18 protein-coding genes are annotated in these 26956 nt (G+C 68.9%); 10 read left to right on the forward strand and 8 right to left on the reverse strand.

What is annotated here, in order from left to right; all coding sequences use genetic code 11:
- Positions 1-99 precede the first annotated feature (99 nt).
- From QMG73_RS21290 to QMG73_RS21300, 3 genes are all read left to right on the forward strand, one after another.
- Positions 100-507 carry a thioesterase family protein gene (locus QMG73_RS21290; RefSeq protein WP_281898261.1) on the forward strand — a complete coding sequence of 136 codons (408 nt, stop codon included), beginning with the start codon at positions 100-102 and terminating at the stop codon, positions 505-507.
- Positions 491-1324 carry an MBL fold metallo-hydrolase gene (locus tag QMG73_RS21295; protein WP_281898262.1) on the forward strand — a complete coding sequence of 278 codons (834 nt, stop codon included), beginning with the start codon at positions 491-493 and terminating at the stop codon, positions 1322-1324. The genes QMG73_RS21290 and QMG73_RS21295 overlap by 17 nt, the downstream gene beginning before the upstream one ends.
- A gap of 262 nt (positions 1325-1586) precedes the next feature.
- Entirely contained in the window at positions 1587-2609 is a 1023-nt protein-coding gene (locus QMG73_RS21300) for a lytic polysaccharide monooxygenase auxiliary activity family 9 protein (protein ID WP_281898321.1), read from the forward strand.
- A 42-nt stretch (positions 2610-2651) separates the two neighbouring features.
- On the opposite strand, the gene QMG73_RS21305 is transcribed toward QMG73_RS21300, so the two are convergent.
- A complete protein-coding gene (locus QMG73_RS21305; RefSeq protein WP_281898264.1) occupies positions 2652-3608 on the reverse strand; it encodes an FAD-dependent oxidoreductase in 957 nt (318 codons plus the stop codon).
- A 120-nt stretch (positions 3609-3728) separates the two neighbouring features.
- On the opposite strand from QMG73_RS21305, the gene QMG73_RS21310 reads away from it, so the two are divergent.
- Together QMG73_RS21310 and QMG73_RS21315 are read left to right on the forward strand one after the other, a co-directional pair.
- Positions 3729-4658, forward strand: coding sequence for an SCO2521 family protein (locus QMG73_RS21310; protein WP_281898266.1), 930 nt, complete (start codon positions 3729-3731; stop codon positions 4656-4658).
- On the forward strand, positions 4655-5644 hold the full coding sequence (locus tag QMG73_RS21315) for a DUF6879 family protein (protein ID WP_281898267.1): 990 nt from the start codon (positions 4655-4657) through the stop codon (positions 5642-5644). The genes QMG73_RS21310 and QMG73_RS21315 overlap by 4 nt, the downstream gene beginning before the upstream one ends.
- On the opposite strand, the gene QMG73_RS21320 is transcribed toward QMG73_RS21315, so the two are convergent.
- The 5 genes from QMG73_RS21320 to asnB form a co-directional block, all read right to left on the reverse strand.
- Positions 5637-6608: an SCO2522 family protein gene (locus QMG73_RS21320; RefSeq protein ID WP_281898269.1), complete on the reverse strand. Its 972-nt coding sequence runs from the start codon at positions 6606-6608 to the stop codon at positions 5637-5639. The two genes, QMG73_RS21315 and QMG73_RS21320, sit on opposite strands and share 8 nt — an antisense overlap.
- The gene (locus tag QMG73_RS21325) at positions 6593-7510 is read right to left on the reverse strand and encodes an SCO2523 family variant P-loop protein (RefSeq protein WP_281898271.1); all 918 of its coding nucleotides are present in this window, start codon (positions 7508-7510) and stop codon (positions 6593-6595) included. The genes QMG73_RS21320 and QMG73_RS21325 overlap by 16 nt, the downstream gene beginning before the upstream one ends.
- Positions 7511-9355: an SCO2524 family protein gene (locus tag QMG73_RS21330; protein WP_281898273.1), complete on the reverse strand. Its 1845-nt coding sequence runs from the start codon at positions 9353-9355 to the stop codon at positions 7511-7513.
- Positions 9356-9395: 40 nt separating this feature from the next.
- Entirely contained in the window at positions 9396-10139 is a 744-nt protein-coding gene (locus QMG73_RS21335; protein WP_281898275.1) for an SCO2525 family SAM-dependent methyltransferase, read from the reverse strand.
- A 144-nt stretch (positions 10140-10283) separates the two neighbouring features.
- Complete coding sequence (gene asnB / locus QMG73_RS21340; protein WP_281898276.1) at positions 10284-12212, reverse strand: asparagine synthase (glutamine-hydrolyzing); 1929 nt, start codon at positions 12210-12212, stop codon at positions 10284-10286.
- A gap of 66 nt (positions 12213-12278) precedes the next feature.
- Here asnB and QMG73_RS21345 point away from each other — a divergent pair, with 66 nt between their 5' ends.
- Positions 12279-13742 (forward strand): aminopeptidase P family protein, encoded by a 1464-nt coding sequence (locus QMG73_RS21345; RefSeq protein ID WP_281898277.1) that lies wholly within the window; start codon positions 12279-12281, stop codon positions 13740-13742.
- Positions 13743-14351: 609 nt separating this feature from the next.
- Here QMG73_RS21345 and pulA read toward each other — a convergent pair.
- Together pulA and QMG73_RS21355 are read right to left on the reverse strand one after the other, a co-directional pair.
- Positions 14352-19631 (reverse strand): pullulanase-type alpha-1,6-glucosidase, encoded by a 5280-nt coding sequence (pulA, locus tag QMG73_RS21350; RefSeq protein ID WP_281898279.1) that lies wholly within the window; start codon positions 19629-19631, stop codon positions 14352-14354.
- A 66-nt stretch (positions 19632-19697) separates the two neighbouring features.
- The gene (locus tag QMG73_RS21355) at positions 19698-20078 is read right to left on the reverse strand and encodes a hypothetical protein (RefSeq protein ID WP_281898281.1); all 381 of its coding nucleotides are present in this window, start codon (positions 20076-20078) and stop codon (positions 19698-19700) included.
- A gap of 501 nt (positions 20079-20579) precedes the next feature.
- Between QMG73_RS21355 and acnA the strand changes: the two genes are divergently transcribed.
- The 4 genes from acnA (at position 20580) to QMG73_RS21375 (ending at position 26938) form a co-directional block, all read left to right on the forward strand.
- Entirely contained in the window at positions 20580-23357 is a 2778-nt protein-coding gene (gene acnA, locus QMG73_RS21360; protein WP_281898282.1) for an aconitate hydratase AcnA, read from the forward strand.
- Between the two features lie 299 nt (positions 23358-23656).
- On the forward strand, positions 23657-24319 hold the full coding sequence (locus QMG73_RS21365; protein WP_281898284.1) for a DcrB/PsbP domain-containing protein: 663 nt from the start codon (positions 23657-23659) through the stop codon (positions 24317-24319).
- A 2-nt stretch (positions 24320-24321) separates the two neighbouring features.
- Positions 24322-26682 carry an AAA family ATPase gene (locus QMG73_RS21370; protein ID WP_281898286.1) on the forward strand — a complete coding sequence of 787 codons (2361 nt, stop codon included), beginning with the start codon at positions 24322-24324 and terminating at the stop codon, positions 26680-26682.
- A 10-nt stretch (positions 26683-26692) separates the two neighbouring features.
- Positions 26693-26938, forward strand: a complete 246-nt coding sequence (locus QMG73_RS21375; RefSeq protein WP_281898287.1) for a DUF2630 family protein — start codon at positions 26693-26695, stop codon at positions 26936-26938.
- The last annotated feature ends 18 nt before the right edge of the window (positions 26939-26956 follow it).

The raw sequence follows: 26956 nt of genomic DNA on the forward strand, positions 1-26956 counted from the left end.
GCGACGGGGGATGGCAGGGTAGCGACCAGGCTGGACACGTCGCTCATAGTCCGACCCTACTCATCGTCGGAACGCGGCCCGAGCGCATACGCTTAGCGGATGGAACAGCAGCCGGACCCCGGCTTCGCGCCCGGCCTCACCGCCCGGGTGGAGTTGACCGTCACCGACGCCGACACCGCGCAGGCGTTCGGCTCCGGCGACGTCCCGGTGCTGGCCACGCCCCGGGTGCTCGCCCTCGCCGAGGCGGCCACCGTGGCGGCGACCGCCACCCGGATGGCGCCGGGCAAGACCACCGTCGGCGTGCGGGTCGAGCTCGACCACAAGGCGCCCACCCCGGTCGGCCGCACGGTCGCCGCGCTGGCCAAGCTCGCCAAGGTCGACGGCCGGCGGCTGCTCTTCGAGGTGGTCGTCTTCGACGGATCGGTCACGGTGGCTGAGGGCCGGGTCGAGCGGGTCCTGGTCGACCGCCACACGTTCGTGGAGCGGGCCTTTGCCCAGCCGGGCTGAGTTCGCCGAGGTCGGTGACGACGTCTACGTGCTGCGCTATCCGGTGCTGGACGTCAACGCGACCCTGATCCTCGGCGACGGCGAGGCCATCCTGGTCGACACGCTGGCCACGGCCGCGCAGGCCGAGGAACTGGCGGCGGCGGTGCGAGCGATCACGCCCGCGGCGCTCACGATCGTCAACACCCATCACCACTTCGACCACACGTTCGGCAATGCCGTCTTGAGCTCGCCGCCGCGAGCGATCTGGGGGCACGCCAGCGTCGCCGGGCTGTTGCGCGACCGCGCTGAAGCGGTGCGGCGGGCGGCCTACGAGGAAGCCCTGCGGCTCGCGCCATCGATCGCCGAGGACCTGTTGACGGTACCCATAATGGCGCCGAACGCGACCGTGCGGCACGAGTCCACGCTGGACCTCGGCGGGCGTGCCGTGATCTTGTATTACCTCGGTCGTGGGCACACGGACGGCGATCTTGTCGTGCACGTGCCCGACGCCGATGTGGTCGTGGCCGGCGACCTGGTCGAGGAGGGCGCGGCGCCCGCGTTCGACGACGCTTATCCGCTGGAGTGGCCGGAGACGGTCGCCGCGCTGCTGCGGCTCACCACGCCCGCGACGTCGGTCGTGCCCGGTCACGGCGCGGTGGTGGGGCAGAACTTCGTGCGCGGGCAGCACGAGGAGCTCGCGGCGCTGGACTGGGTGATCCGCGACGGGCACGCCGACGGCGCGCCCGCGGAGCGCGTCGCGGCGAAGGCTCCGTTCGGCCCGGAAGCCGCGCTGGTGGCGGTCCGGCGAGGGTACGCGGAGCTGTCCGGCCGCCTTTAGCCGTTAACAGTTGTATCGATGGTCGGCTATTGCCGATGTAATCGATTCATGGTGCAATGTCGATGCCGACGGCGTGGGGGCTGACGCGCCGCCGACGTTTGCCGGGCAGGGCCATGTCGAGAGGCGCGTGCGTCCGAGATCGGACGGTGCGCTAAGCCCGCGTGCCACCGTCTGCATCTCCCTTCCGCGTTCCCACCCCACAAAAGGGAGACCAAAGGTGAAACTCCTACGCAGGGCCGCGGCGGCTGCCGCGGCCGCTGTCATGGCGGTCGGCGTGCTGACAGTGATCACGCCCGATGCCGCCGACGCGCACGGCGCCGCGATCATCCCAGGCAGCCGTACCCGCCTGTGCTGGCAGGACGGCCTCTCGTCGACCGGCCAGATCATCCCGAACAACCCCGCGTGTCAGGCGGCGGTCGCCCAGGGCGGCGCCAACCCGCTGTACAACTGGTTCAGCGTGCTGCGCTCCGATGCGGCCGGCCGCACGACCGGCTTCGTGCCGGACGGGCAGCTGTGCAGCGGCGGCAACACGACGTTCTCGGCGTACAACCTGGCGCGCAACGACTGGCCGCTCACGCACCTCACGGCCGGACGGACAATGGAATTCCGGTACAGCAACTGGGCCCACCACCCGGGCACGTTCTACTTCTACGTGACCACCAACAGCTGGAGCCCGACCAGGCCGCTCGCGTGGAGTGACCTGGAGGCGCAGCCGTTCCTGACGGTGACCAACCCGCCCCAGCGCGGCGCGGTCGGCTCGAACGACGGTCACTACTACTTCACCGGGACGCTGCCGTCCAACAAGAGCGGCCGGCACATCATCTACTCCCGGTGGGTGCGTTCGGACAGCGCCGAGAACTTCTTCGGCTGCTCCGACGTGACCTTCGACGGCGGCAACGGCGAGGTCACGGGCATCGGCCCCGGCCAGGGCACCGTGTCGCCGGGCCCCAACCCGACGACCACCGGCCCCGGCCCGAACCCGGGCACCGGCGCCTGCTCGGCCTCGTACCGCGCGACGAGCACCTGGAGCGGCGGCTTCCAGGGTGAGGTGACCGTGACCAACACCGGCACGGCCGCCATTCCTGGCTGGTCCGTGGCGCTGACACTGGGCAGCGGCCAGAGCCTCAGCAACCTGTGGAACGGCACGCTGACAGGCACCGCACCAAACCTGACGGTGCGAAACGCCAACTACAACGGCGCGTTGAACGCCAACGGGTCTACGACGTTCGGCTTCGTGGCGAACGGCAGTGGATCCGCGCCGACAGTGAGCTGCTCGGTCGCGTAACCAATGTTCGATGATGGGGGCCGCCGCGTGCGGCCCCCATTTTCATGCCAGCTCGTTGACGATGGCTAGGACGTCTCTGGCGCAACCCCATGAGAGGGTGACTCCGGAGCCGCCGTGGCCGTAGTTGTGGATGAGGTGGCGACCGGCCATCTCGACACACTCCAGCCGCACCATCGGCCTGCTGGGACGCACGCCGACCCGCACGTCCCGAATCCGGGCTTCGGCCAGCCGGGGCTCCACTGCGGCGCACCGGCGCATGATGGCGGCGGCCGCGACCGGATCCGGTGTGGTGTCGGATCTGCCAGGCAGCGCCGTGCCGCCGAGTACGACGTTGTCGCCGTGCGGGAAGATGTACGTCAGCTCGGGCCCGTGGCCGTACTCGGCGAAGAAGTGCTCGATTCCGGGGTTGTCGACGACGACGAGTTGACCGCTGATGGGCGTGACCTCGGTGTCCGGCACCAGCGTGCGGGCACCCGATCCCGTGCAGTTCACGGCGATCGGCGCCTGCGTGGTCGCCTCGTCGAGCGAGGTCACCACGCCGATCTCCACCTTGCCGCCGGCCGCGGTGAGCCGCCGCGCAAGATAGTCCAGGTAGGAGGGCATGTCGACGATCGGTGCCCGGTACCACCAGCCGCTGGCGTATCCGGAGGGCAGCTCGTCCGGGCGGCACACGGCGAAGCCGTCAAGCGTGGTCGCCCAGCTGGGGGGCTCCACAGTGGAGCGTGCGGCCTCGATGCCGCGGACCAGGCGGACGCCGACACCGGCGCCGTGCAGCAGCTCGAGTGCGAGCCTGGTCTCGAAACTCCACCGTTCGACCCGATTGTCTTCTTCCACAAGGTACGGACCCCACAGGGCTCCCGCCGCGCAGGAGGTGGTGTCACGGGGCAGCCGGGTGGCGCACACCCGGACCGCATAGCCGGCCTCGGCCAGGCACACAGCGGTGGTCAAGCCGGAAACGCCGGCACCGATCACGAGTACGTCTACCAAGGCAAGTGTCACGAGATTGACATTAACCGTCATCTGTCGATCGAGGAATACGGAGAGTGCCCACGAGGTTGCGCAAACCGCATATCATGCGATCCAATCGATTGGTCGTCGGCGGGTCGAAATGGTGGTGCGATGCTCACGCTGGGCGAGGTCCACACCGGATTCCTGCGCAACTCGACGTCGGTGTCCCGTGACCGGTGCGCGCACATCCTCGCTCTGATCCAGGGCGAACGCGTGCGCCGGTCCGAGCGTCCCGTGCAGTACGCGGTATCGCCCGAGCGCCTGCGCGGCATCGACTGCCGCCTGACCTCCGCATCCGGGTCACGGCATCGCGCGATCGGCACCGTCGCCGCGCGCGCCGCCATCACCGGCGGGCATGTGCTGCAGGGATCCGCGTTCGTGACACTGACCGGCAGCACGGCCGACCGCCGGCTGCCCTGGCCGCACTACCTCGCTCGCCCCGGCATCCTGGAGACGCTCGGCAAGGTCGACTGGAACGACCTCGCCGACGGGTTCCTCTCCGAGGGGCACCCACCCGAAAGCCTTGACCTGGGCGCGATCTGCGCCGACGTGATGCACGAGGTGCAGACCTCAGACCACCTCGACCAGCGCGCGCCCCTTCGCACCAGCCGCTCCAAGCTGCGCTGGGCGATCGTCATGCCGCGAGGCGAGGCCATCATCCAATTTGGCATCGAGGAGCGCGGGCTCCGCACGCTGCGGCTGCCGATGACCGGCCGAGACCCCGCCGATCTCGCGGATGTGTGCGAAGACCTCGCGCTGCACGACTGGTTGCTGACCTGCCTGCAGGGGCTCATCGAGGGCAGCGACATCGGCGCCGTCGACCGCGCGCAGCTAATCCGGCGGTTCGGCCCGGCGATCGACCACCTGCTGCACCTGTGGATGCCGGCCGCACGCGTCGACCGGTCGGTCTGGGACGCCGTCGAGCGCCGGCCAGGGCTGACCCGGCAATGGGAGGCCTCGGTCAACCGCATCCGCGACCAGGTGGCGGCGGGCACGGTGGCACTGCTCAGCGACGCGGCGCGCACCGAGGCACGGCCATGAGACCCGTCGACGTACGCGGGCGCATCATCCGCAAAGTCGTGCTCACACTGCTCACCGGTGGCCTGGCGTACTTCATCGGTAACCTCGCCGACCAGCCGGAGATCTACGCGATCCTGCTGTCCGCGTTCGTCGCCGGCGTGACCCTGATGGTCGACTTCCTCACCGAGTTCGACAACCGGCTCTCGGCCGTCGAGGAGGGACTCAGCGAGCACGCGTCACGCACCGAGGCGTTCGTACAAGACAAGTTCCTCACCATCGAGAAGCTGGTCGAGGAGAAGTTCTCCAAAATCAACGAGGCGACCGAGCTGTTCGGGCTCGTCGAGGCGTCGGCGGTCCGCACCGACCTGGTGACACAGCTCGTGCGGCACTCCACCCGGATCGACCCGACGTGCCCGCCGATCGTCTACGAGTTCGCCCAGTCCGAGATCGGCCGGATATCGGCGTTCCTGCGCGAGTTGGGCGCCGGCTCCGACGTCACGTACGACGGCGAAGACCGCGACTGGCTGCTGGGCCTGGCGCGCAACGCCCGCGTCACCATCGACGCCACCAGCCTCACCACCGTCGACGCTGGCGGCGCGCGCTTCACCGACGACGGGCTGTGGGTCAGCGACCTGGGGCAGCGTTACCTGGAGGCGCAACGCGACGCGGTCCGGCGTGGGGTGCGCATCCGGCGGGTCTTCATCGTCGACCAGCCCGACCTGGCCAAGGACTCCGGGCTGCTGGCCGAGTGCAGCCGGCAGAAGGAGATCGGCATCGACGTGCGCATCCTCGATCCGAGCAGCAACCCACGGTTGCGCAAGAGCTCGCTGTTCGACTTCGTCCTCTTCGACAAGGAGATCAGCTACGAGACGACGCCAGCGTCCAGAATGGAGGGTGACCACAAGCCGACGATCGTCAACACGCGTCTGGTGCGGCGCGAAAGCCGCGTACGCGACCTGATCCGCCAGTTCGAAGACCTATGGAACTCTTCCGCCGAGGTCACGTGAAGACGTATTGGACGCGGCCGACTAGCTCGTCGGGTAGCTCGACGCCGTCGCGCTCAGCCGCGGCGGCCACCTGGCGGGACACCTCGGGGTCGGGCCAGACCTGGCTGAGGATCGTGCGCACCGCCAGCTCGATCGGCAGGAACCGGGTCGCCAGTACCGACAGGGTGCGGTAGGCGCTGAACGGTGCCGCCTTCGGGTTTATCTTCACCACCGCGGGCAGCCGATCCCAGTCGTCCGGAAAGTCCCCTGTGGACGGTTCGGGCACCGCGACCGGCTCGCCCTCGTTGCGGAGCATGCCGAGCCGCAGCAGCTGCCAAACAGCTGCCAGGTACGGGCAGGACCACACGCGTCCCCGCGGGCCCTCGTCCCACAGCTCGACGTCGACGAAGATCGAGTGCCGGTTGGCGGCGTTTTGCACCGGGGGCGCCCACTTCCGGAAGCCGCCCATCGCCTCCATCGCGCCGCTCACCGGCGAACGCTGACCGTTGCACAGCCAGCCGCTCTCGGTGATCGGCGGGCGGGAGCCGTTGGTCTCGGGCGGTGGGTCGGCTACCAGGCGGCCTTCGACCAGCCTCGCGAGCGGTACTCCCCCGGCCTCCACGCACGAGGACTCGCGCGCCACGTAGTCGATCTCGAGCCCGCACTCCCTGGCCGCGTCGAGCACGTCGGGGACGACCTGGGCGGGCGTCTTGAAGCGGCTGAAGTAGTCGTCGATGAGGAAACAGGTGCTGACGCGCGCCTTTTCGGTCGCGGTGGCCGCCTGACGCGCCGTCGCCGCCCACGGCGCGACCTGCGTGAAGAGCGCCCGCAGCCGCTCCGGGCCGGCGAGGAAGTCTTCCATGTACAGGTGGCCGAGCTCGATCGACAGGTGCGACATGGGGACGCGCTTGACCCGCCGCTCGGCGGCCGCCTCGTGGAAGACAGCGTCCGCCGCCAGCGACTCGTTGGTCAGAGCGTCTCCCACGCGGCGTCCTCCGTCAGTCGCTTGGCCAGTGAGTCGAACGCGTCGACCGTCTCCCGGTTGGCGATCTGGCGGGCGTACACGTCGTTGTCGGAGATCAGCTGCTCGCGCCATTGGAGCACCGGGTCGAGCGGGATCACGCCGAGCATCGTGGTGCGCCCGACCTTGCGCTGGCTCGCCAACTCCTGCAGATCACGGTTACAGTCGCGCAGCCAGGCCACCTGTGAGGGCCGCAGACCGGCAAGCTCGACCGAGTTGGGGTCGACCACCGCGGTGCGCACGAACCGGATCGAGTCCATCAGCTCCTGCTGGTTATGCCCCCAGACCCGGCCGGCCTCGATGATGCCGCGTTCGCCATAGACGAGGCCGGACGCCGCGATGATGTGCTGGCGGGTCCAGCGGTGGAAGACCAGCCAGCGGGCGGTCACCGCCCGCATCTCCGGCTCGGCCGTCGCGGCCAGCACCATCTCTGTCGCGTACGACCGGCCGGCGCTCAAATCGAGCAGGCAGAGGTCGAACTCTTCGTCGAGCCGGCGCATCAACCGGATGCACCGCTGCACGACCTCGTGGTTGACCGCGAACTCGCCGCCGCCACTGTCGCCGGGCAGCAGCACGAGCCGGCCCGCGCCGGGTGGCCGGTGCCGCAGGCTGGGCCGGTCGGACTGGGTCCACACGTCGAGCATCTGCGGCTCGGAGATGCGGCCCTGCAAGTACGAGTGCAAGCCGCCCTCGGTCGTGCCGCGCGACGCCGAATCGACGTTGAAGATGGTCCCAGCGGTGGGCGAACCGAAGTCGAAGTCGAGGTAGCACACGTCGCTGCCCTGCAGCGACCGCCGGTACGCGACGTTGCTGCTGGTCACCGAGCGCCCGGTGCCGCCTTTGTCGGAGGTGGCGAAGACCAGCATCTACTCCACCTCGAAAACATCCTGGCGCGCCGCGGCGAGCTGCTCCAGCTCGCGCAGCACGTCGCTGGCGAGGACGAACGCGGTGCCCGGCCGGTCGCTGAGCACGTCGCGCGCCCGGCGCAGGCTGGCCCGAGCCGTCTGCAGCGAGTTGCGCAGGGCGGGGCCGGCCTCGCCCGCGCCGCCCAGCAGCTCGCGGTCGAAGAGGTGGTCGGCCTCGTTGAGCAACTCGCCGGCGAGCTCGGTGAGCATCTCACTGCGCAGCGGTGCTCGACTGACCAGGTTGGCGGCGGTGACCAGGCACTCGACCACGCGCTCGGTGTAATACCAGGACGGCTGGTCGCCGTGGCTGTCGACCTGGGCGAAGATGCCGGACGGCTGGTCCCACAGGGCGTGCCCGGGGCCGCTCTTGAGCCGCCGCCGTTCCAGGTGGTCCCAGATCACGTCGGCTTGGGCGAGCAGCCGGCCGCGCAGCTCGGTGTCGCGGGCGAGCCCGGCCACCTGGATCGTGCGCTTGAGCAGCAGCGGCGAGAAGTCGGAGACCACCCACGCGAGCTGTGGCCCGCCGGGGTCGTCGCTGCCCAGCAGGTCGAAACGTACACCCGGCGAGTGCATCGCGATCGCAGAGTCGGTGCCCAGCGGGCGCCGCGTGATGCGACCCCGGTTGGCCAGCTCTTCGAGGACCCGACCGACGCGCTCCAGCTCGACGTCGGACGCCTGGCGGCTGACCAGGTCTTGCACCGTCACAGCCGTCACCAGGAGGCTGAAGTAGTCGTTTTCCAGCTCGTCATTGGTGCGCCACGGAATGTCTTCCAGCGGCCAGCGCACCGGGTCGAAGCTCGCGATCGTCGACCAGTACTGCTGGGTGAGGTCCCACCGGATCTGGAGCGCACGGGCGAGGCGCTGCTGCTCCTCGTTGAGCAGGCCGAGGATTCGGGTGCGCTCGGAGAAGAGCGCCGCGATGCCGTCGAGCGCCACCACCGTGAAGTACAGGTACGGAGCGGGCTGGGCGACGCCGTCTCGCTGCACGCCCACATCGCCGAGAACGTCGACGAGCGGCGCGTCCTTGGCGATACCCCAGGACCAACCGCACTCGAAGAGCCTGTTGGGATTGTCGAGGTCGGGCACCTGCGCGGCACCCGAACCGATCGTGACCTCGCGGAGGGTGGCGCTGACCTGGCGCAGTGCCCGCCGCAGCCGCTCGACGACCTGCCTGGGCGGCAATCCACTCTGGTTGGCGGTGCGCACCAACGCACGGCCCTCGCGGGAGTCAGCGTCGAACACGTACACCGTGAAGCTCCGGAGCAGGCCGATCATCGCGGCGGTGAGGCGCTTGCTGGCGAGCGTCTCCAGCTTGTCGACCTCGCGCCTGATGTCTTCACGGCGCAACTCGGAGCGGAAGACGCGCAGGAAGCCGATCGTGGCGAGCGCCAGCGTGACCGACATGGCGAAGGAGTCGACCACGTCGAGGGCGGTCTGCGCGCTGGTGGGCTCGTCTTCGGGATCCGCCGTGCGGAAGTACGTGTCGCCGGAGAAGACCGGCGTGCCGTCGGTGTCGGTGTATCGCTCCATGTACTCCGTGAGGACCCGCACCAGCCGCTGCGGAATCTCCATCGGGTCGCCCAGGTTACGCAGGGCCGCCGCGACGTGTTCCTCGGTGGCATTGGGCTGGTCGAGCTTGAACGACTCCACGCCAGTGGCGGGAGTCATCAGGCACAGGAGCTGCTCGGCATCGCTGATCGAGTTGGCGCCGTCGCGACCGCCCCAGATCCATTTGCCGTTCTTTGCGGATGAACGGGCCGTGGCCCGCCAAACCTCGAGCAATTGCTGGCGCGGCTGCATCCTCATCTGTCGCGACCACCATCCAGGCGAGGCGTTTATTTCACGTCTAGCGAGCCTGTCCCAGCGCTAGGAGCATGCCACTGTATCCATCGCGAAGAGGGGGATCATCGCTGATGATCCTCTCCACTGTGGAGTCGGCGACATCAGACAGGCATTCGCGTATGTCATCGATAGTAACCGGAACGGCGGGAAAATCGTATGACCCGACCCGGTAACCTTTCGACTCCTCCATGAACGCGGCGACGAACGGCGCACCCGGCTTCAGGGACCGCACAAAAGCCTGCGTCGCCTCGCGAAACTCGACATAGTCAGAGGTGATCGACTCGGCGACGAAGAACATCGTGCCCATGTCCCAACTGTGGACGGGCAGGTCGAAGATGCTCCCGCGACAGAGTCGCGCGCTGCGGGCGAGCCGCAGACGGGGGTCGCCTTGTGCGCGTCCCTTGCGAAATCGGTTCAACTGCCCCCAGAACGCATCCCATGAGGGACGGAACTTTTCGGTCTCCGCTCGGAGCCACGTGATGTTGGGGAGAGACCGCTCCCACAGGAAGATGCTCTCGCAGAACGGAAGCATCGTCAGGGCCGGGTAGAGGTTGGTGCCGGGTCCGACATCCAGACCGTAGCGGCGCGGACCGGGCTCAAGGCGGGAGGAGAAGAACTGGGCCATCCTCTGGAGGATCTGCCGATCGTCGTCGCGCATGGAGGCATAGTTCTTCTTGAAGTACGCCTCAGAGTCGAACCTATCCCAAGGATGTTGGTCATTTTCCCGGCGGACCTTGACGTCGGTCATGGGCGCGACCCCACCACTGTGCACGGCCAAGCCGTCCCAGCCTTCATAGTGACACCCTCAGGGTCCGGTCTCAGGCCAACCACGTCAGCCTACTACGTAAGAGCTAACCGCGCGGATCAGGTTACGGTCACTCAGATTCACCCGCTACGCGACCATCGAACCCACAACAGGCTTGGTGAGCAGGGCAGATTGATTGCGTTGGATGCCCGGGTCCAAGGCGCCGGTCACGAAGATCGAATGCCAGACGCAGAAGACGAGAACTGTCCACACCTTGCGTGAATGGTCGGCTTCGCCGCGCCGGTGCTCGTCGAGCAGGCGGGCGGCGTAACCGAGATCCAGCAGGTCACCGGCCGCCGAGGTGGCGAGGATGTGCCGCGCCCACTCGTACATCTCGCCGCGCAACCACACCCGGGTGGGTGTCGGGAATCCGAGTTTCCGGCGGTCCACGATGGCCGGTGGGACGACCCCGCGCAGGGCCTGGCGCATGGCGTACTTGGTGGCGTCGGAGCGCGGCGGCAGCTTCAGGTCGACCGGCAGGGTGGCGGCGACGTCGAAGACCTCGCGGTCCAGATAGGGCACTCGCACCTCCAACGAGTGCGCCATGGAGATCCGGTCGGCCTTGACGAGGATGTCGCCACGCAACCAGGTGAACAGGTCGACGTACTGCATCTTGGTCACGTCGTCGAGGTCGACGCACTCGGCGTAGATCGGCGCGGTCACGTCGGTGTACCGGACGCCCTGGTCGTTGCGGCGCAGCAGCCCGCGCTTCTCCTGCTCGTTGAACATCCGGGCGTTGCCGTAGTAGCGCTCCTCGATCCGCGTGGTGCCGCGCTCCAGGAAGCTCTTGCCCTTGACGCCTTCGGGGATCACTTTGGACACCGCGCGCAGGCCGCGCTGCATCGGGTCGGGCAGGCTGCGTACGGCGTTGAGCGAGAGCGGCTCGCGATAGATGGTGTATCCGCCGAAGAACTCGTCGGCGCCCTCGCCGGAGAGCACCACGGTGACGTGTTCGGCGGCTTTCTTGGCGACGAAGTACAGCGGCACGAGCGACGGGTCGGCCACCGGGTCGTCGAGATGCCAGACGATCTTCGGCAGGGCGTCCATCATCTCCTGGGGCCCGATGCGGGTCGGGATCGTGGTGACGCCGAGGTGCCGCGCCGAGTCCTGAGCCACCTCGATCTCGGAGTACCCATCGACGTCGTATCCGACGGTGAACGTCAGGATGTTCGGGTTGAACTCGCGGGCGAGCGCCACCACGGCGGTCGAGTCGATGCCGCTGGACAGGAACGCGCCCACCGGCACGTCGGCCCGCATGTGCAGCCGCACGCTCTCGCGCAGCGTCTCGCGGATCCGCTCGTAGACGCGTTCCGGCTCGGTCACCGGGGTGGGCCGGAAGGTCGGCCGGTACCAGCGGCGCAGGTCGAGCCCGCCCGCGGCGGTCCAGGTGAACAGCTCACCCGAGCCGACCCGCCGGATCCCCTCGTGCAGGGTGCCGGGCTCAGGCACGTACTGGAGGGTCAGGTAGTGCGAAAGGCTGCCGGTGTCGATGCCCGCGCCGGCGGCGAAGGGTAGGAGCGCCTTCTTCTCCGAGCCGACGTACAGGCCATCGCCGGTCACCACGTAGTGCAGCGGCTTGATCCCGAAGTAGTCGCGCGCGCCGAAGGCCCGCCGCTCCTGGCGGTCCCAGATGACGAACGCGAACATCCCCCGCAATTTGGGCAGCACCCGCTCGCCCCAGTGGTGGTACCCAGCCACGATCACTTCGCCGTCGCCCTGAGTCGCGAATTCGGCTCCGAACTCGCGAGCCATTTCCTCGCGCAACTCCAGGTAGTTGTATATCTCGCCGTTGAAGGTCAGCAGGTACCGGCCATCGGCGTACGAGAGCGGCTCGTGACTGTGCTCCACGTCGATGATCGACAGCCGCTTGTGCGCGAAGACGGCGTCGGAGTCGACCAGTTCGACGCCGGTCTCGTCCGGCCCCCGATGGTGCAGGCTCTCCAGCGCTCCGGCGATGGCCTCCTGGCGATCGGCGGCGTCGTGGTTCGTGGAGAAAAAAGCCAAAAGTCCGCACATGACCCGATTCTCCCACGAGGTACCGTCGGAGCCGGGCAACGTCTGAGGAACGGGAGCGGTCAAGTTATGGACAAAGAGGTCGTAGAGGTCGTAAAGGCGGAACCACGGACCGAGTCGCACGACCCGGACTACCCCGATGCTCTCCTCGCCTTCATGAAGACCGGCTGGCGCGACGACTCGATTGACGTCCAGCCCCGCTCCGAAGCCGCCAACCACGCCCGCCGCCGCGCCGCGGTCTCCGCCGCGTTCCCCGGCGAGACGCTGGTGATCCCGACCGGCCCGGAGAAGGTCCGCGCCAACGACACCGGATACCACTTCCGGCCCGGCAGCGACTTCGTGTACCTGACCGGCGACCACGAGTCCGGCAGCGTGCTGCTCCTGCACCCCGACGGCGACGCTGTCCTCTACACCCGGCACCGCGCGTCCCGAGAGTCCGACGAGTTCTTCCGCAGCCGCGACGGCGAGCTGTGGGTCGGCCGCCGCCCCACGCTCGCCGAGAAGTCCACCGAGCTGGGCCTGCGCACGGCGTCCCTGACCGATCTGCCCGCCGCCCTCGCCGCCTGCGCGCCCGCACGCACCCGCGTCCTGCGCGGCCTCGACCCGGCCGTCGACGCCGCCGTCCACCCGTACGACGCCGACGAGGCCGGCGCCCGCGACCGCGGGCTCGCCGAGGTCATCTCCGAGCTGAAGCTCGTCAAGGACGAATGGGAGCTCGCCCAGCTCCAGGACGCGATCGACGCGACGGTACGCGGATTCGAAGACGTGGCCCGCATCCTGCCCGCCGACCGGAGCGTCCCGGAGCGGCTGCTGGAAGGCGTCTTCGGGCTGCGCGCCCGGTACGAGGGCAACGACGTCGGATACAACTCGATCGTCGGCGGCGGCGCCAACGCGACAGTGCTGCACTGGGTGCGCAACACCGGCGCCACCCGCCCCGGCGAGTTGCTGCTCATGGACATGGGTGTGGAGAATCGGCACCTCTACACCGCCGACGTGACCCGCACCGTGCCCGTCTCCGGCGCGTTCAGCCCGCTGCAGAAGCAGGTCTACGACATCGTGTACGCCTCGCAGCAGGCCGGCATCGACGTCATCAAGCCGGGCGTGAGGTTCCGCGAGGTGCACCAGACGTGCATGCGCGTGCTCGCGGAGGGCCTCGCCGACCTGGGCGTGCTGCCGGTCAGCGTCGACGAGGCGCTCGACAAGGAGTCGACGGTGTACCGCCGGTGGACCCTGCACGGGTTCGGCCACATGCTCGGCATCGACGTGCACGACTGCGCGAAGGCCCGCAAGGAGAAGTACCGCGACGGCGAACTGGACGAGGGTTACGTGCTCACCGTCGAGCCCGGCCTGTACTTCCAGCCCGACGACGACCTGGTGCCGGCCGAGCTGCGCGGCATCGGCGTCCGCATCGAAGACGACGTGCTGGTGACGGCGGCGGGCGCGGTGCTCCTGTCGGCCGGCCTCCCCCGGCAGGCGTCCGAGGTGGAGGCATGGCTGGCCGCCCAGCGCGAGGCCGGCCCCCGCCTCCCCTAATCGCCCACCCGCTCCCTCCTTCGCTTCCCCCGCCGCGTGCGCGGCGGCCGGCCGCGCCGCCCTGCGCCACGGCGCCGCGGCCCTCGCCACGGCGCCGCGGCCCTCGCCGCGCCGCACGCGGCCCTCGCCGCGCCGATCAAGGGCAAACGCACGTGGTTCGATCGCATTTCCGCGTGCATTCGCCCTTGATCCACGCACATGGCCTTGATCGACGAGGCTTGCGGCACGTTCAGCACCAGGACCGAGCTTTGAGCTACCGCGACGTCCGCCGCGCGCAAGACCGCAGCTCCCGCAGCGTCACCCACCGCGTTCCACGACCCACCCGCGCGCGGTTGACTGTGCATCGCGGCCGGTGAGGCCGCGGGAGCAACGGCATGGAGCGCGGAGGACGTCGCGGCAGCTCAAGGCCCAATCTTGACCCAAAATCCTCATTGACCGCCGAGTGAGGCGCGGCGCTACCATCGACGGCCGATCCAAACGCCGATCAAGGGCATCTGCATGGATCAAGGGCGTATGCACGCGGAAATGAGATCCAAGCGCGTGCACTCGCCCTTGATCGGCGCGCGGGGTGTGGCGGCGGCCTCGGGATCGGGCACCCTGCGGAACTGTCTACCGGAAGACCGCAACCGTTCGCGCGGGCACGGTGAAGGTGCCGGTCGCGGCCGTGAAGGTCGACGTCCGAGCGACGGGGTCGGCCGACTCGCGGAGGACGGGGTGCAGCGCGAGCGCGGCGCCGCGCAGCGCCGGCACCGTCTGGGTCGCCGCCTGCGGCGTCGCGTTGAAGACAACCACCTGGTCACCCAGGCGCATCGTGAGGACGCCGGGCGTCTCGTCGGGGCCGGAGAGCGGGAACGACAGGTGGCGCTGCACCTCGGCCGCCGTCGCGAGGGAGAAGAGCGGCGACGACGCGCGGATGCGCAGCATTTCCTGGTACCGGGCGGTGGCGAGCGCGATCGCCGCGCAGTCCGGCACCAGCGCTGGGTCGGCGAGCAGCGGCCGGGCGTACGTCCACTTTGACTGGTTGTCGGCAGCGGGTGGGAGCCCGGCACCGAACCCGTTGCCATCGGCGCAGTTCCAACGGATCTGGTTGAACCAGTCGCCGGAGTTGAACGAGTTGCGGTCGAGCGACTTGGAGCGCAGCCGATCCGAGCCGGCCGTCACGAAGCCGATTCCCTGTCCAAGTACCACAGTGGACAGCGCGAGCACCTGCATCCGCGCGCGGTCGGCGGCGGAGGTGCCCGGCGGCAGCTTGTACGCCAGGGCGTCGTACAGGATCTCGTTGTCGTGCGCGTCGACGTAAGTGACCGATTCGCCCGGCGCCGCCGTGTATCCGGCGGGCGAGCCGTTGTAGGAGACATCCGCCCCGGTCACGGTCCGGCCCGACGAGTCGATGAAACGATACCCGGCCAGGTTGCCGGCGAGCCCCACCCTGATGAGGTCGTGCTGGTGCAGCAGGCGCTCGCGCTGCTCGGAAGGCGAGCCGTTGACCGGGTCGCCGTTGGGGTCGCTGTAGAGCCCGGACGCGAAGCCCTGCACCCGCGGGTTGGCGTCGAACGGGCCACCGCCGCGCACCGCGTCACGCAGCCGGTCGTTGAACGTGCCGACGCCGGTGCCGGCCATGTTGGCCTGGGTCGCCTGTGTGAACCGGGCACCCCCGGCCACCTCACCGAAGTCCCAACCCTCGCCGTACAGCAGGATCGCCTTGCCGTCGACGCCATCCCGGGCCACGGTCAATGCGTCGAGGGCGCGGCGTACGGCCAGGATGTTGTCGCGTGGATGGTGGCCCATCAGGTCGAACCGGAAACCGTCCACCTTGTACTGCCGGGCCCAGGTCACCACGGAGTCGACCACGAGCCTGCCCATCATCGCGTGTTCCGGGGCGGTGTTGGCGCAGCACGTCGAGTTGGCGACCGAGCCGTCGGGCAGGAGCCGGTGGTAGTACCCGGGGACGATCTGGTCCAGCACCGACTTCGGGTCGGCGCCCGACGCCGATGTGTGGTTGTAGACCACATCCATGACCACACGCAGTCCGGCGCCGTTGAGCCCGGCGACCATCGATCGAAACTCGCGCGTGCGCGCGGCCGGGTCGACGGCGTACCCGCCTTCGGGCACGGTGTAGTGCAGCGGGTCGTACCCCCAGTTGTAGCCATCGCGGTCGGCCACCTCGGCGACGCACGCCTGCTGCTTGTCGGAGTCGGGCGGCAGCGCGGCCAGGTCGCACGGCGGCACCGCCTGGTCGGCCCGGCGCTCGGGAATCGTGGCGAAGTCGAACGCGGGCAGCAGGTGCAGGTGCGTCACCCCAGCCGCCGCCAGGTTTCGCAGGTGCCGCATGCCCGCGCCGTCACCGGTGAAGGCGAGGTACGTGCCGCGCTGATCCGCGGGCACGGAAGTGTCCGTGATGGAGAAGTCCCGGACGGACACCTCCTGGATATGGGTGCGCGTCGGCGGGACCGCGGCCGGTTTGCGCAGGCGGTCCCAATTGGACGGCGCGAGCACCGGGTCGGAAAGGTCGGCCACGAGGCTGTGCGTCGAGTCAGCGGCGAGCGCCACCGAGTACGGGTCGGTGACGGAGGCGGTGCGGATCGACTGGGTGGCGGGCTGCCACGCCGTCACCCGGTACCGGTAGTACTTGCCCCGCCAGGCGCCACTGGCCGACCACACGCCGGTGCGGTCGTCGCGGCGCATGTCGACCACGCGCGGTTGCGCGGCAGGCGTGTCGAAGAGCTCGAGCGCGACGTCCTGGGCGGTGGGCGCCCAGACGGCCAGCCGGGCGCGCTTGCCCTGGAACGTGGGCCCCAGCGGCGTCGCCGTCGCGCCGGGATACAGGTCGTCGAGCACTCCCGGGATCTGTACGCCGGTGACGGCGAGCAGGGTGCCCTCGTGGTCCCGCTCGGTCACGACCAACTGCCCGCGCAACGCGTCCTTGAAAGAGGCACGCGACACCGCGAACGATTTGTGGTCCCACAGGTGCGGGAAGCGCTGCCGCTGCGCCTCGGTCAGCCCGTTGCGCCGCGCGGTCAACGGTATCTCCGTAAAGGAACCCCGCAGCGATCCGTCTACGATAGACAGTCCACCTTGGGGCGCCACCACGAGGTCGTAGCGCTTGCCGTCGGTGGGCCCGGTCTGCCAGGCCACCGTGGACCTGTCGATCCAGTGTGCCCGCGACTTCGTCAGGTCGAGGTCGTGTCCGGCGCTCACCGGCACCGGCAGCAGGCGCGACGGCGTACCGGCCAGCAGCCACGCCTCTCGCCCGGCCGTGGCGAAGTCGAGCCGCTGGTCGTCGGGCAGATCCTTCTCATCTCCCTTGTGGAGGATGTAACTGAGACCGGTGGCGCCGGCCGCGAGCGGCACCCGGAACGTGGCGCCGAAGGCGTCGCGGGCCACGGGTGCGAGCGGCGCTGACCACTCGGTCGGGCTTGCCGCGCCGTCCCACACGTGCAGGCCCCACCCGTCATAGTCGCCGTTGGCTCGGCGGTAGTGCAGCAGCGCCACGCCGTCCTCGACGGGCGGCTTGTCGTGCTCCGTGGCCACCGCGGGGTCGCCCTGCTTCAGCCACACCTCGCCGTGCCGGGTGACATCGACGAACCGGTCGGCGGCGACGTCCTTCTCCCCCGCCGAATTGACGACGAGGAAGCCGACGTTCTTCGCGCCCGGCTTGAGCTTCACCCACGCGAACCGCCCGTACTCGTCCTCGCCCGCGAACGGCTGACCGATGGGCCAGTCAGTTTGCCAGGACGGGTCGATGTCGCCCCACGCGTACAGGCCCCAGTCGTCGTACCCGCCAGCGGGGCGCTGGTAGTGCACGACCAGCCAGTCGCGACTGACGCCCTGCGGCGGCGTCGCGACGGTGGCCGTCGACGTCACGGTCTTCGTCCTTCCCTTGGCGTCCCGCACGGTGGCCCGGTATTCCAGTGTCGCCCCAGCGGGCAGACCGGTCAGGTCGTGATAGGCCCGGTACGGCGCCCGGCCCACGGTGCCGAGCGCATTCCACTTCCCATCGTCCACGCGCGCGGCGAACGACACCTGGGCGAGCGGGTCGCCGGTGACCTCGGCCACCACCTCGGCACGGCCGGCGGTCGGGCCGCTCGGCGAGGTCAGCTGGACCGTCGGCGCGGCCCCCACGGCGAGCGGCGCGCCCGCGCGGAAGGCGACCGCCGACAGCGGCGGCACCGTCACCGTCACACGGTCGCCGACAGTGGCACTGCCATCCCCGTACACCTTGTGGAACGAACTGGACCACGTGTCGAGGGTGACGGTCCGCGCGGTGCTGGCGTTGTTGACGGCGACGAGGTATTCGACCCGCTCGCGCGGGTCGATGCGGGAAAACGCGAACACGCCCGGTCCGTCGTCCGCGTGGCGCGTGACCTGGATGCCGTCGCGCAGCGCCGGGTGGGCGCGGCGCAGCGCGCCCAGTGCGGCGATGCTCGTGTACAGCGGATGTGCGGTGTCGTACTGGTCGCTCGCATGTGTACGGTCGGTGCCGAGCAGGTCGTCGTCGAGGTAGTCGCCCGTCTTCGACGCGAACATGTCCTGCCGCGCGTCCTTGTCGCCGCCCGGTCCGGTGAAGCCCTGCTCGTCTCCTGAGTAGACAACCGGCTGGCCGCGCGTGAGGAACATCAGCTCGTGCGCTAGCACATCACGCCGCAGATGCGTCGCGGGATCGGTGCCGCCTCCGGCGATGAACGAGCCGATGCGGCCCATGTCATGGTTGCCGAGGAAGGTGGGCGAGCGTCCGGCGTCGGTGCCGGGCGCGGTGTAGAGGTCGTCGGCGGCGTACAGGTCGGCGAGGGCTCGTGCGGAACCGCCGGTCGCCACGTAGTCGCGGGCCGCTTGCTGGAACGGGAAGTCCAATGTGGCGGGTAGCTCGCCCTGGCGCACGTAGGTGGAGGTGAAGGCTGGATCGGCGCTGTAGACCTCGCCGAACATGAAGAAGTCCTTGGGGGCGGCCGCCTTGATGCCGCGGCTGAACTGGGGCCAGAAGTCCATGTTGACGTGCTTGGCGGTGTCGATGCGGAACCCGTCGACACCGGTCGAGGTGACCCAGTCGGCGTAAATCCTCGTCATCCCCTCGACCACCTCGGGCCGCTCGGTCCACAGGTCATCGAGGCCGAAGAAGTCGCCGTACTCGCTGTTCTCCCCGGAAAACGTCGAGTCCCCCCGGTTGTGGTACATCGCGGGGTCGTTGAGCCACGCTGGCTTCTTGACTGACGCGTCAGCCAGTGTCGGAAAGACGGGCGTGTACGGGCCGCTCGACGCGTTCACCGCTGGAAACGCGCGCGTGCCGTCCGCGTAGTTGCGGTCTTCGAACGCCCGCCCTTGCGTGTCGCGATACGGCTCGGTCGCCTTGTCCACATAGGAATACTGATTCTCGGCATAGCGGATCACGTCGGCGGTGTGGTTGGTGATGATGTCCAGGTACACCTTGATGCCCCGGCCGTGCGCCTTGCGGACGAGTTCGCGCAGGTCGGCCTTCGTGCCGAAGTGCGGGTCGAGGTCGGTGAAATCGGTGATCCAGTACCCGTGGTAGCCGGCCGAGACGTCGGCGCCACTGCCCTGCACGGGGCGGTTCTTGAAGACGGGTGCCATCCAGATGGCGGTGGTGCCGAGGCCCTGGATGTAGTCCAGCTTGTCGATCAGTCCACGTAGGTCACCGCCGTGGTAGAACCCTTTGTCCGCCGGGTCGTAGCCAGTGCTGAGGCGGTCGCCGGCGAGGCCGCCGCGATCGTTGCGCGAATCGCCGTTGGCGAAGCGATCCGGGAGTACAAAGTAGAACTGCTCGGCGCGCGTAGCCGGCGCCTGCGGCACGGCCGCCGCGGCCGCAGCGGGGGTTGCGACTGGGAGTGGGAGGAGGACGAGAGCGAGGGCGGCAGCGAGGGCGCGCGGCTTCATCGACGGTCTCCGTTCGTGGGTGACCGCACGCTAACTCTTGCAGAAAGATTCTGCAAGAGTTTGCAATCAGCCCGGGATCACCGCGCAGATGAGAGGTCCGCGGTCCGCCATCCTGATCAGGTACCGGTACCGCTCGCCGGGCACCGCCCGCCCCTGACTGTCGAGGTACTCCCACTCGACCGCGACCAGCGTCAACGCGCCCGTCAGCCGCTGCGTCTCCCGGATCTGCGCGTGCGCGGCGACCAACTCCCGCTCCTGGTACTCCGGCGACGCCCCGAGGAACGACAACGCCACCGCAACAGGGGTATTGAAGGCGAAGCTGTAGTTGTCGGACACCACCACGCCCGGCATCGCGTAGCAGTTCGCGATACCCGGCACGTCACCCGCAGTGAGCGCGGCGCCGTACTGATTGAAGAAGTCAGCGAGCGCGTCCAGTTCGGTCTTCACGCCGCAAAGATTTGCCGCCCGGAACCGCTCCCAAACCCTCCCCCGCACGGCGTGTCGCCCCGCCCGACGCGCCGATCAAGGGCGAACGCACGCGGTTCGATCTCAAAACCGCGTGCGTACGGCCTTGATCCACGCACATGCCCTTGATCGACGAGCCCGCACCGCCGACGCCGCACCGCCAGCCGCGCACGGACCGCCGAGGCCCGCACAGCACCCACGCCCGCGGTTGTGTAAACGCGGAGGGTGAGGCCGCGGGAGCAACGGGCATCGACCGCGACGGGCATCGCGGTAGCTCAAAGCCCGGTCCTGAACTTGATCCTGAAAGAGGTCTCTAGAGATTTCGAGCTACCGCGACGTCGCCGACGCCGCGCCGGCCGCGATGGCGAGTTGCGCCGAGTAGCAAGACGGACGTACGGTTTGGACGTAAGCCTGACCTCACCCGGCGTCGCTACGTCGGGTGCGAAAGACTGTCGGCGGGACATCGGCGGGAAGGAGTGCGACGTGGCCAGTCTCGACAGCTTCGGCGCGAAAACCGAGCTACGCGTTGGCGACGCGAGCTACGAGATTTTCACGATTGACAAGGTCGACGGGCACGCGCGCCTGCCGTACAGCCTGAAGATCCTGCTGGAAAACCTGCTGCGCACCGAAGACGGCGCCAACATCACGGGCGATCACATCCGCGCGCTGGGCAGCTGGGACCCGACCGCTCAGCCGAGCGTGGAGATCCAGTTCACGCCGAGCCGGGTGCTGATGCAGGACTTTACCGGCGTGCCGTGCGTGGTCGACCTGGCCACCATGCGCGAGGCGGTGCGCGACCTGCAGGGCGACCCCACCAAGGTCAACCCGCTGGCCCCCGCTGAGCTGGTCATCGACCACTCCGTGATCGCCGACCTCTTCGGCCGCGAAGACGCGTTCGCGCGCAACGTCGAGCTGGAGTATGAGCGCAACAAGGAGCGGTACCAGTTCCTGCGCTGGGGCCAGACGGCGTTCAACGAGTTCAAGGTCGTGCCGCCGGGCACCGGCATCGTGCATCAGGTCAACATCGAGTACCTGGCTCGCACGATCATGGAGCGCAACGGCCAGGCGTACCCGGACACCGTCGTGGGCACCGACTCGCACACGACGATGGTCAACGGCCTCGGCGTGGTCGGCTGGGGCGTCGGCGGCATCGAGGCCGAGGCCGCGATGCTCGGCCAGCCGGTGTCCATGCTGATCCCCCGCGTGGTGGGCTTCAAGCTGCACGGCGAGATGCCGGCCGGCACCACCGCGACCGACCTGGTGCTGACGATCACCGAGATGCTGCGACAGCACGGCGTGGTCGGCAAGTTCGTCGAGTTCTACGGGCCGGGCGTCAGCGCGGTGCCGCTGGCCAACCGGGCCACGATCGGCAACATGTCGCCCGAGTACGGCTCGACCGTCGCGATCTTCCCGATCGACGCCGAGACCGTGCGGTACCTGGAGTTGACCGGCCGCTCGCAGGAGCAGGTCGCGCTGGTCGAGGCGTACGCCAAGCGGCAGGGCCTCTGGCACGACCCGGCCGCCGAGCCCGACTACTCCGAGCGCCTGGAGCTCGACCTGTCGACGATCGAGCCGTCGCTCGCCGGCCCGAAGCGCCCGCAGGACCGGGTGCCGCTGGCCAATGCCAAGACGATGTTCCGCAGCGCGCTGGGAAACTACGTCGACGTCGAGGGGCCGGCCGACGAGGCGAGTGCCGAGTCGTTCCCGGCCAGCGACTCGCCGACTCCGGGCCACGCCGACGACCCCGCCGACCGCCCGCACGACCTTGTCTCCGCCGCCGCAGGCGCTAATGGCCGCGCGTCCAACCCGATCCTGGTCAAGGGCGATGACGGCGCCGAGTTCGAGCTGGACCACGGCGCGGTGGTGATCGCCGCGATCACGTCCTGCACCAACACGTCGAACCCGCAGGTCATGCTCGGTGCCGCGCTGCTCGCGCGGAACGCCGTCGACAAGGGCCTGTCTCGCAAGCCGTGGGTGAAGACCACGCTGGCGCCGGGTTCCAAGGTGGTCATGGACTACTACGAGCGGGCCGGCCTGACGCCGTACCTGGAGAAGCTGGGCTTCCACCTGGTCGGCTACGGCTGCACGACCTGCATCGGCAACTCCGGGCCGCTGCCCGAGGCGGTCTCCGCGGCCGTCAACGAGGCCGACCTCAGCGTGGTGTCCGTGCTCTCCGGCAACCGCAACTTCGAGGGCCGGATCAACCCGGACGTCAAGATGAACTACCTGGCGTCCCCGCCGCTCGTGGTGGCGTACGCGCTGGCCGGCACGATGGACATCGACCTGGCCAACGAGCCGCTCGGCACGGGATCCGACGGTCAGCCGGTGTACCTGCGGGACATCTGGCCGTCCGCCACCGAGATCGAAGACGTGATCGCCAAGGCGATCGCCAGCGAGATGTTCACCCGGGACTACGCGGACGTGTTCGCGGGCGACGAGCGGTGGCAGTCGCTGCCGACCCCGACGGGCGACACGTTCGCGTGGGACGGCGACTCGACGTACGTGCGCAAGCCCCCGTACTTCGAGGGCATGGCCCGCGAGCCGCAACCGGTCAGCGACATCGCCGGCGCTCGGGTACTGGCCAAGCTCGGCGACTCGGTCACCACCGACCACATCTCGCCGGCCGGTTCGATCAAGGCGGACTCTCCCGCTGGCGAGTACCTGTCGTCGCACGGGGTGGCGCGGCACGAGTTCAACTCGTACGGGTCCCGCCGGGGCAACCACGAGGTGATGATCCGCGGCACGTTCGCCAACATCCGGCTGCGCAACCAGCTCGTGCCCGGTGTCGAGGGTGGCTTCACGGTCAACCACCTCACCGGCGAGCAGGCCACGATCTACGACGCCTCGGTGGCGTACGCCGAGGCCGGCGTGCCGCTGGTGATCCTGGCCGGCAAAGAGTACGGGTCGGGATCGTCGCGTGACTGGGCTGCCAAGGGCACGATGCTGCTCGGCGTCCGGGCGGTCATCGCCGAGTCGTACGAGCGCATCCACCGTTCCAACCTGATCGGGATGGGCGTGCTGCCGCTCCAGTACCCGGCCGGGGAGACGGCGGAGTCGCTCGGCCTCACCGGCACGGAGACGTTCACGTTCAGCGGGGTCGTCGCCCTGAACGACGGCGAAACGCCAGCCACTGTGCGGGTCGCCACCGACAGCGGCGTGGAGTTCGACGCGGTTGTCCGCATCGACACCCCGGGTGAGGCCGACTACTACCGCCACGGCGGCATCCTCCAGTACGTCCTGAGGAAGATGCTCGGGTCCTAACAAAGCCCGCACGGACCGCGCGGCGCGTCCGCGCCGCGGCGCGGCGCCGCCCCGCGGACGCTGGCGCGACCCCTTCTTCGCGATCAAGGGCGAATGCACGTGGAAAGAGATCCACTCACGTGCATTCGCCCTTGATCCGCACAAAAGCCCTTGATCGACCGACATGTCGCGCGCCCCGCCCCGCGCCCGCCGCGACATAGTCCTTGCGGCGGCAATTAACAGCCTGTCGAACGCTGTGTCTCGTATCAGTAACGATTCATACTGACCTGCACGGACGGCCCTACCGCTGGAGGGGCGCCATGCAGGCAAAACGTCTATTTCTGGTCGGCTCGCTCGCTGCGGCGATCATCGCGGCGGGCTGTGGAGCGCCGGAGTACGAGTACGTCAAGAACTCCGATGAGCGGACCTACTTCAAGGTGCCGAGTTCCTGGCGGAAGGTCGATCAGAACGCGCTGAACGTGTGGGCGGCCGACGCCGACCCCCAGTCCCAGTTGGGCAAGCTGCGCCAGCAGTTGATGTGGAACGTCGCGTACGACGCCTCCGGGTCGCCATCCGCCACGCACGTGTACGGCCTACTTCCCACGCCGGACCCGATCGCCTGGGCCAAGGTCGAACAGCTCGCACCCGTGCAGAGCAACCGCATCTCGTTCGACGCGCTGCGCAACGTGGTGCTGCCGGTCACCGAGGATCTCCGCGAGGCAACGACCCAGGCGGGCTCGATGTTGAGCGGCTTCGAACTGCTCCATGACGAGGTGCTGACCCCGTCAGAAGGGCTGCACGGCGTGCGCGTCGTCTACAACTACGACCTCCTCGGCATCGTACATACGTTCGACCTGACCGCGCTCGTCAACAACGACGCGACCCGCCTGTACCTACTCTTCGTCCGCTGCTCGGCACGCTGCTACACGGAGCGGGCCGACGAACTGAACAGCGTCGTCACGTCCTTCACGGTGAGGAGCTGATCATGGAAGAGCCGGTGGAAGGACTGCGCCCTCCGGACGAGGGCCCGCGTGATGACACCCGCACCACCCGTCCCAAGCTGGCGCTCTGGGACCGGATCAAGTTCATCGTGCTGCTGTCGCTGTTGTGGCTCGTACTGGTGTGGGCGTCGATGGCCGACAACCCGCTGCTGCCGTTCGTCGACGCGGCGCGTATCGAGGCTCGCGAGTCGTTCTGGGTGTTCGTGCTGCTCGGGCTTGAGGTGATAAGGCAGGCACACTTCCTGATCAGCGAACGGTGGGCCGCATACCACTACTTCTGGACATATCGCGTCTTCGGCGGCTTCGAACGCGTCACCCACCGCAGGCTGAGCGACTGGACCCGGTTCCGCCTCGCCCGCGCGGTCAAATGGATCTTCTGGATCGTGGTGTTCGCGTTCGTCGCCGCCGCGGTACTCGACACCTCGCCCGTCCTGGCCCTGTTCGAGGCCCCCGCGATCCTCTGGTCCCTGCTCCCGTTCTTCCTGCAGATGGTGTTCATCCTGTTCATCGTCGTCATGCAGTTCGTGGCGATCTTCTGGTTCCTGTCGCGGGGTGGCGTCGAGGTCTACTACCCCGACGACGTCAAGACCCGGTTCACGGACGTCTGGGGCCAGGACCACGTGCTGGCGAAGGTGCGGGAGAACATCGTCTTCCTGGAGCAGCCGGAAGCCATCGAGTCGAAGGGCGGCTACGTTCCCGGCGGCATCCTGCTGTGGGGTCCGCCCGGCACCGGCAAGACGCTGATGGCCGAGGCGATCGCCGGGGAGACCGGCAAGCCGTACGTCTTCGTCGACCCGGGCGCCTTCATCAACATGTTCTTCGGGGTCGGCATCCTCAAGGTCAAGTCGCTCTTTCGCAAGTTGCGCAAGCTCGCGCTGCGGTACGGCGGCGTGATCGTCTTCTTTGACGAGGCCGACTCGCTCGGCAACCGCGGCGTGCTCGCCCAAGGGCCCGGCGGTGGCGGCTTCCCGCGGGGTATGAGCCCCGCGTGCCACGGGTTCTCCTACCTCTCCCCAGAAGCCCAATGGTTGCTGAGACGCACCGCCACGGCTGAAGAGCCCGTCGAGAAGCGGCGTTTCGTCATGGGCGCCGGCATGGGTGGCGGTGGCGGCGGCATGGGTACCCTCCAGGCGCTGCTCACCGAGCTGTCCGGCCTCAAGAAACCGCGCGGCTTCGTCAACCGGTACATCCGGCGCCTGCTCGGCATGCGTCCCAAGCCGCCGCCCAAGTACCGCATCCTCGTCGTGATGGCGACCAACCTGCCGGAGGCGCTCGACGAGGCGCTGCTGCGGCCGGGCCGGATCGACCGGATCTACAAGGTCGGCTACCCGAGCAAGGCCGGCCGGGTACGCACCTACGAGGGGTACCTCGACAAGGTCCGGCACGAGTTGACCGAAGACGAGATCGACAAGCTCGCCACGATCACCCCGTACGCCACCGGCGCCAGCATCAAGGACCTGGTCAACGAGGCGCTGATCACCGCGATCCGCGACGACCGCGAGGTCATCGAGTGGCGCGACGTGATGAAGGCCAAGCAGCTCAAGGAGCTCGGTCCGCCCGAAGACGTCGAGTACATCGAGCGGGAACGGCACGCGGTCGCCGTGCACGAGGCGTGCCACGCGATCGTCGCGTACCGCACCCGCCGCCACATGGAGATCGACGTCGCCACCATCGAGAAGGGCAGCGACTACCTCGGCATGGTCGCCAGCATCCCGCCGGAGGACCAGTTCACCCGCTGGCGCACCGAGTACGAGGCGGACATTCACGTGTCGCTGGCCTCGCTGGCCGGCGAGCGGATGTTCTTCGACGGCGACAGCTCGTCCGGGGTCTCCGGCGACCTGGAGTCGGCCACGATGGTCGCCTCGCAGATGGAGGGCTTCTGGGGCATGGGCTCGACGGTGTCGTCGTACGCGACGAGCACCCGCATCGGCATGGCCGCGCCCGGTGGTGGCGCGGGCGGTAAGAAGGAAGACCCCCAGGCCGCCGCGCGGCGGGCGCTCGCCGACCGGATCGAGGACAACCTCAGCACCCTGCTGGAGCGCACGGCCGAGCTGCTCAAGGCCAACCGCCGCGAGGTGCTGATGCTGGCGCACGCGCTGGAGACGCACAAGACGCTGACCGGTGACGACGTCGTCGCGGTACTGGAGCGGCGGCAGGGTCCGCTGGTCGACGGCACGGTCTACCAGCGCGACGGCCTGCTGCGCGACATCGAGGCGTACCATCGCGCGGCCGTGTCGGCGCACCGCGGCCACACGCCGCTGACGCTTGCCCTCCCCGCCACGCCGCAAATGACCGTGACGCCCGACGCAGCCTGGCGCGCCCCGGCGGAGGGCGCCGGCTCGTAGGCTTCTGACCATGGAAGACACCACGATCCTGAGCGAGATCAACAAGCTCGTCGACGAGGAGCATCGCCTCCGGACGCAGGTACAGGCCGGCCAGATCTCGACCGACGAGGAGCACGCCCGGCTGCGCGAGGTGGAGGAGTCGCTCGACCAGTGCTGGGACCTGCTGCGGCGCCGCCGCGCGGCGCGTGAGGCCGGCGGCGACCCCGGAAACGAGGAAGTCCGCCCGCGCGGCGAGGTCGAGGGCTACCTCCAGTAGCGCCGATGTCCGTGCCCG

Origin of the sequence: Phytohabitans aurantiacus, assembly GCF_027923225.1 — a bacterium.
Classification (GTDB): Bacteria; Actinomycetota; Actinomycetes; order Mycobacteriales; family Micromonosporaceae; genus Phytohabitans; species Phytohabitans aurantiacus.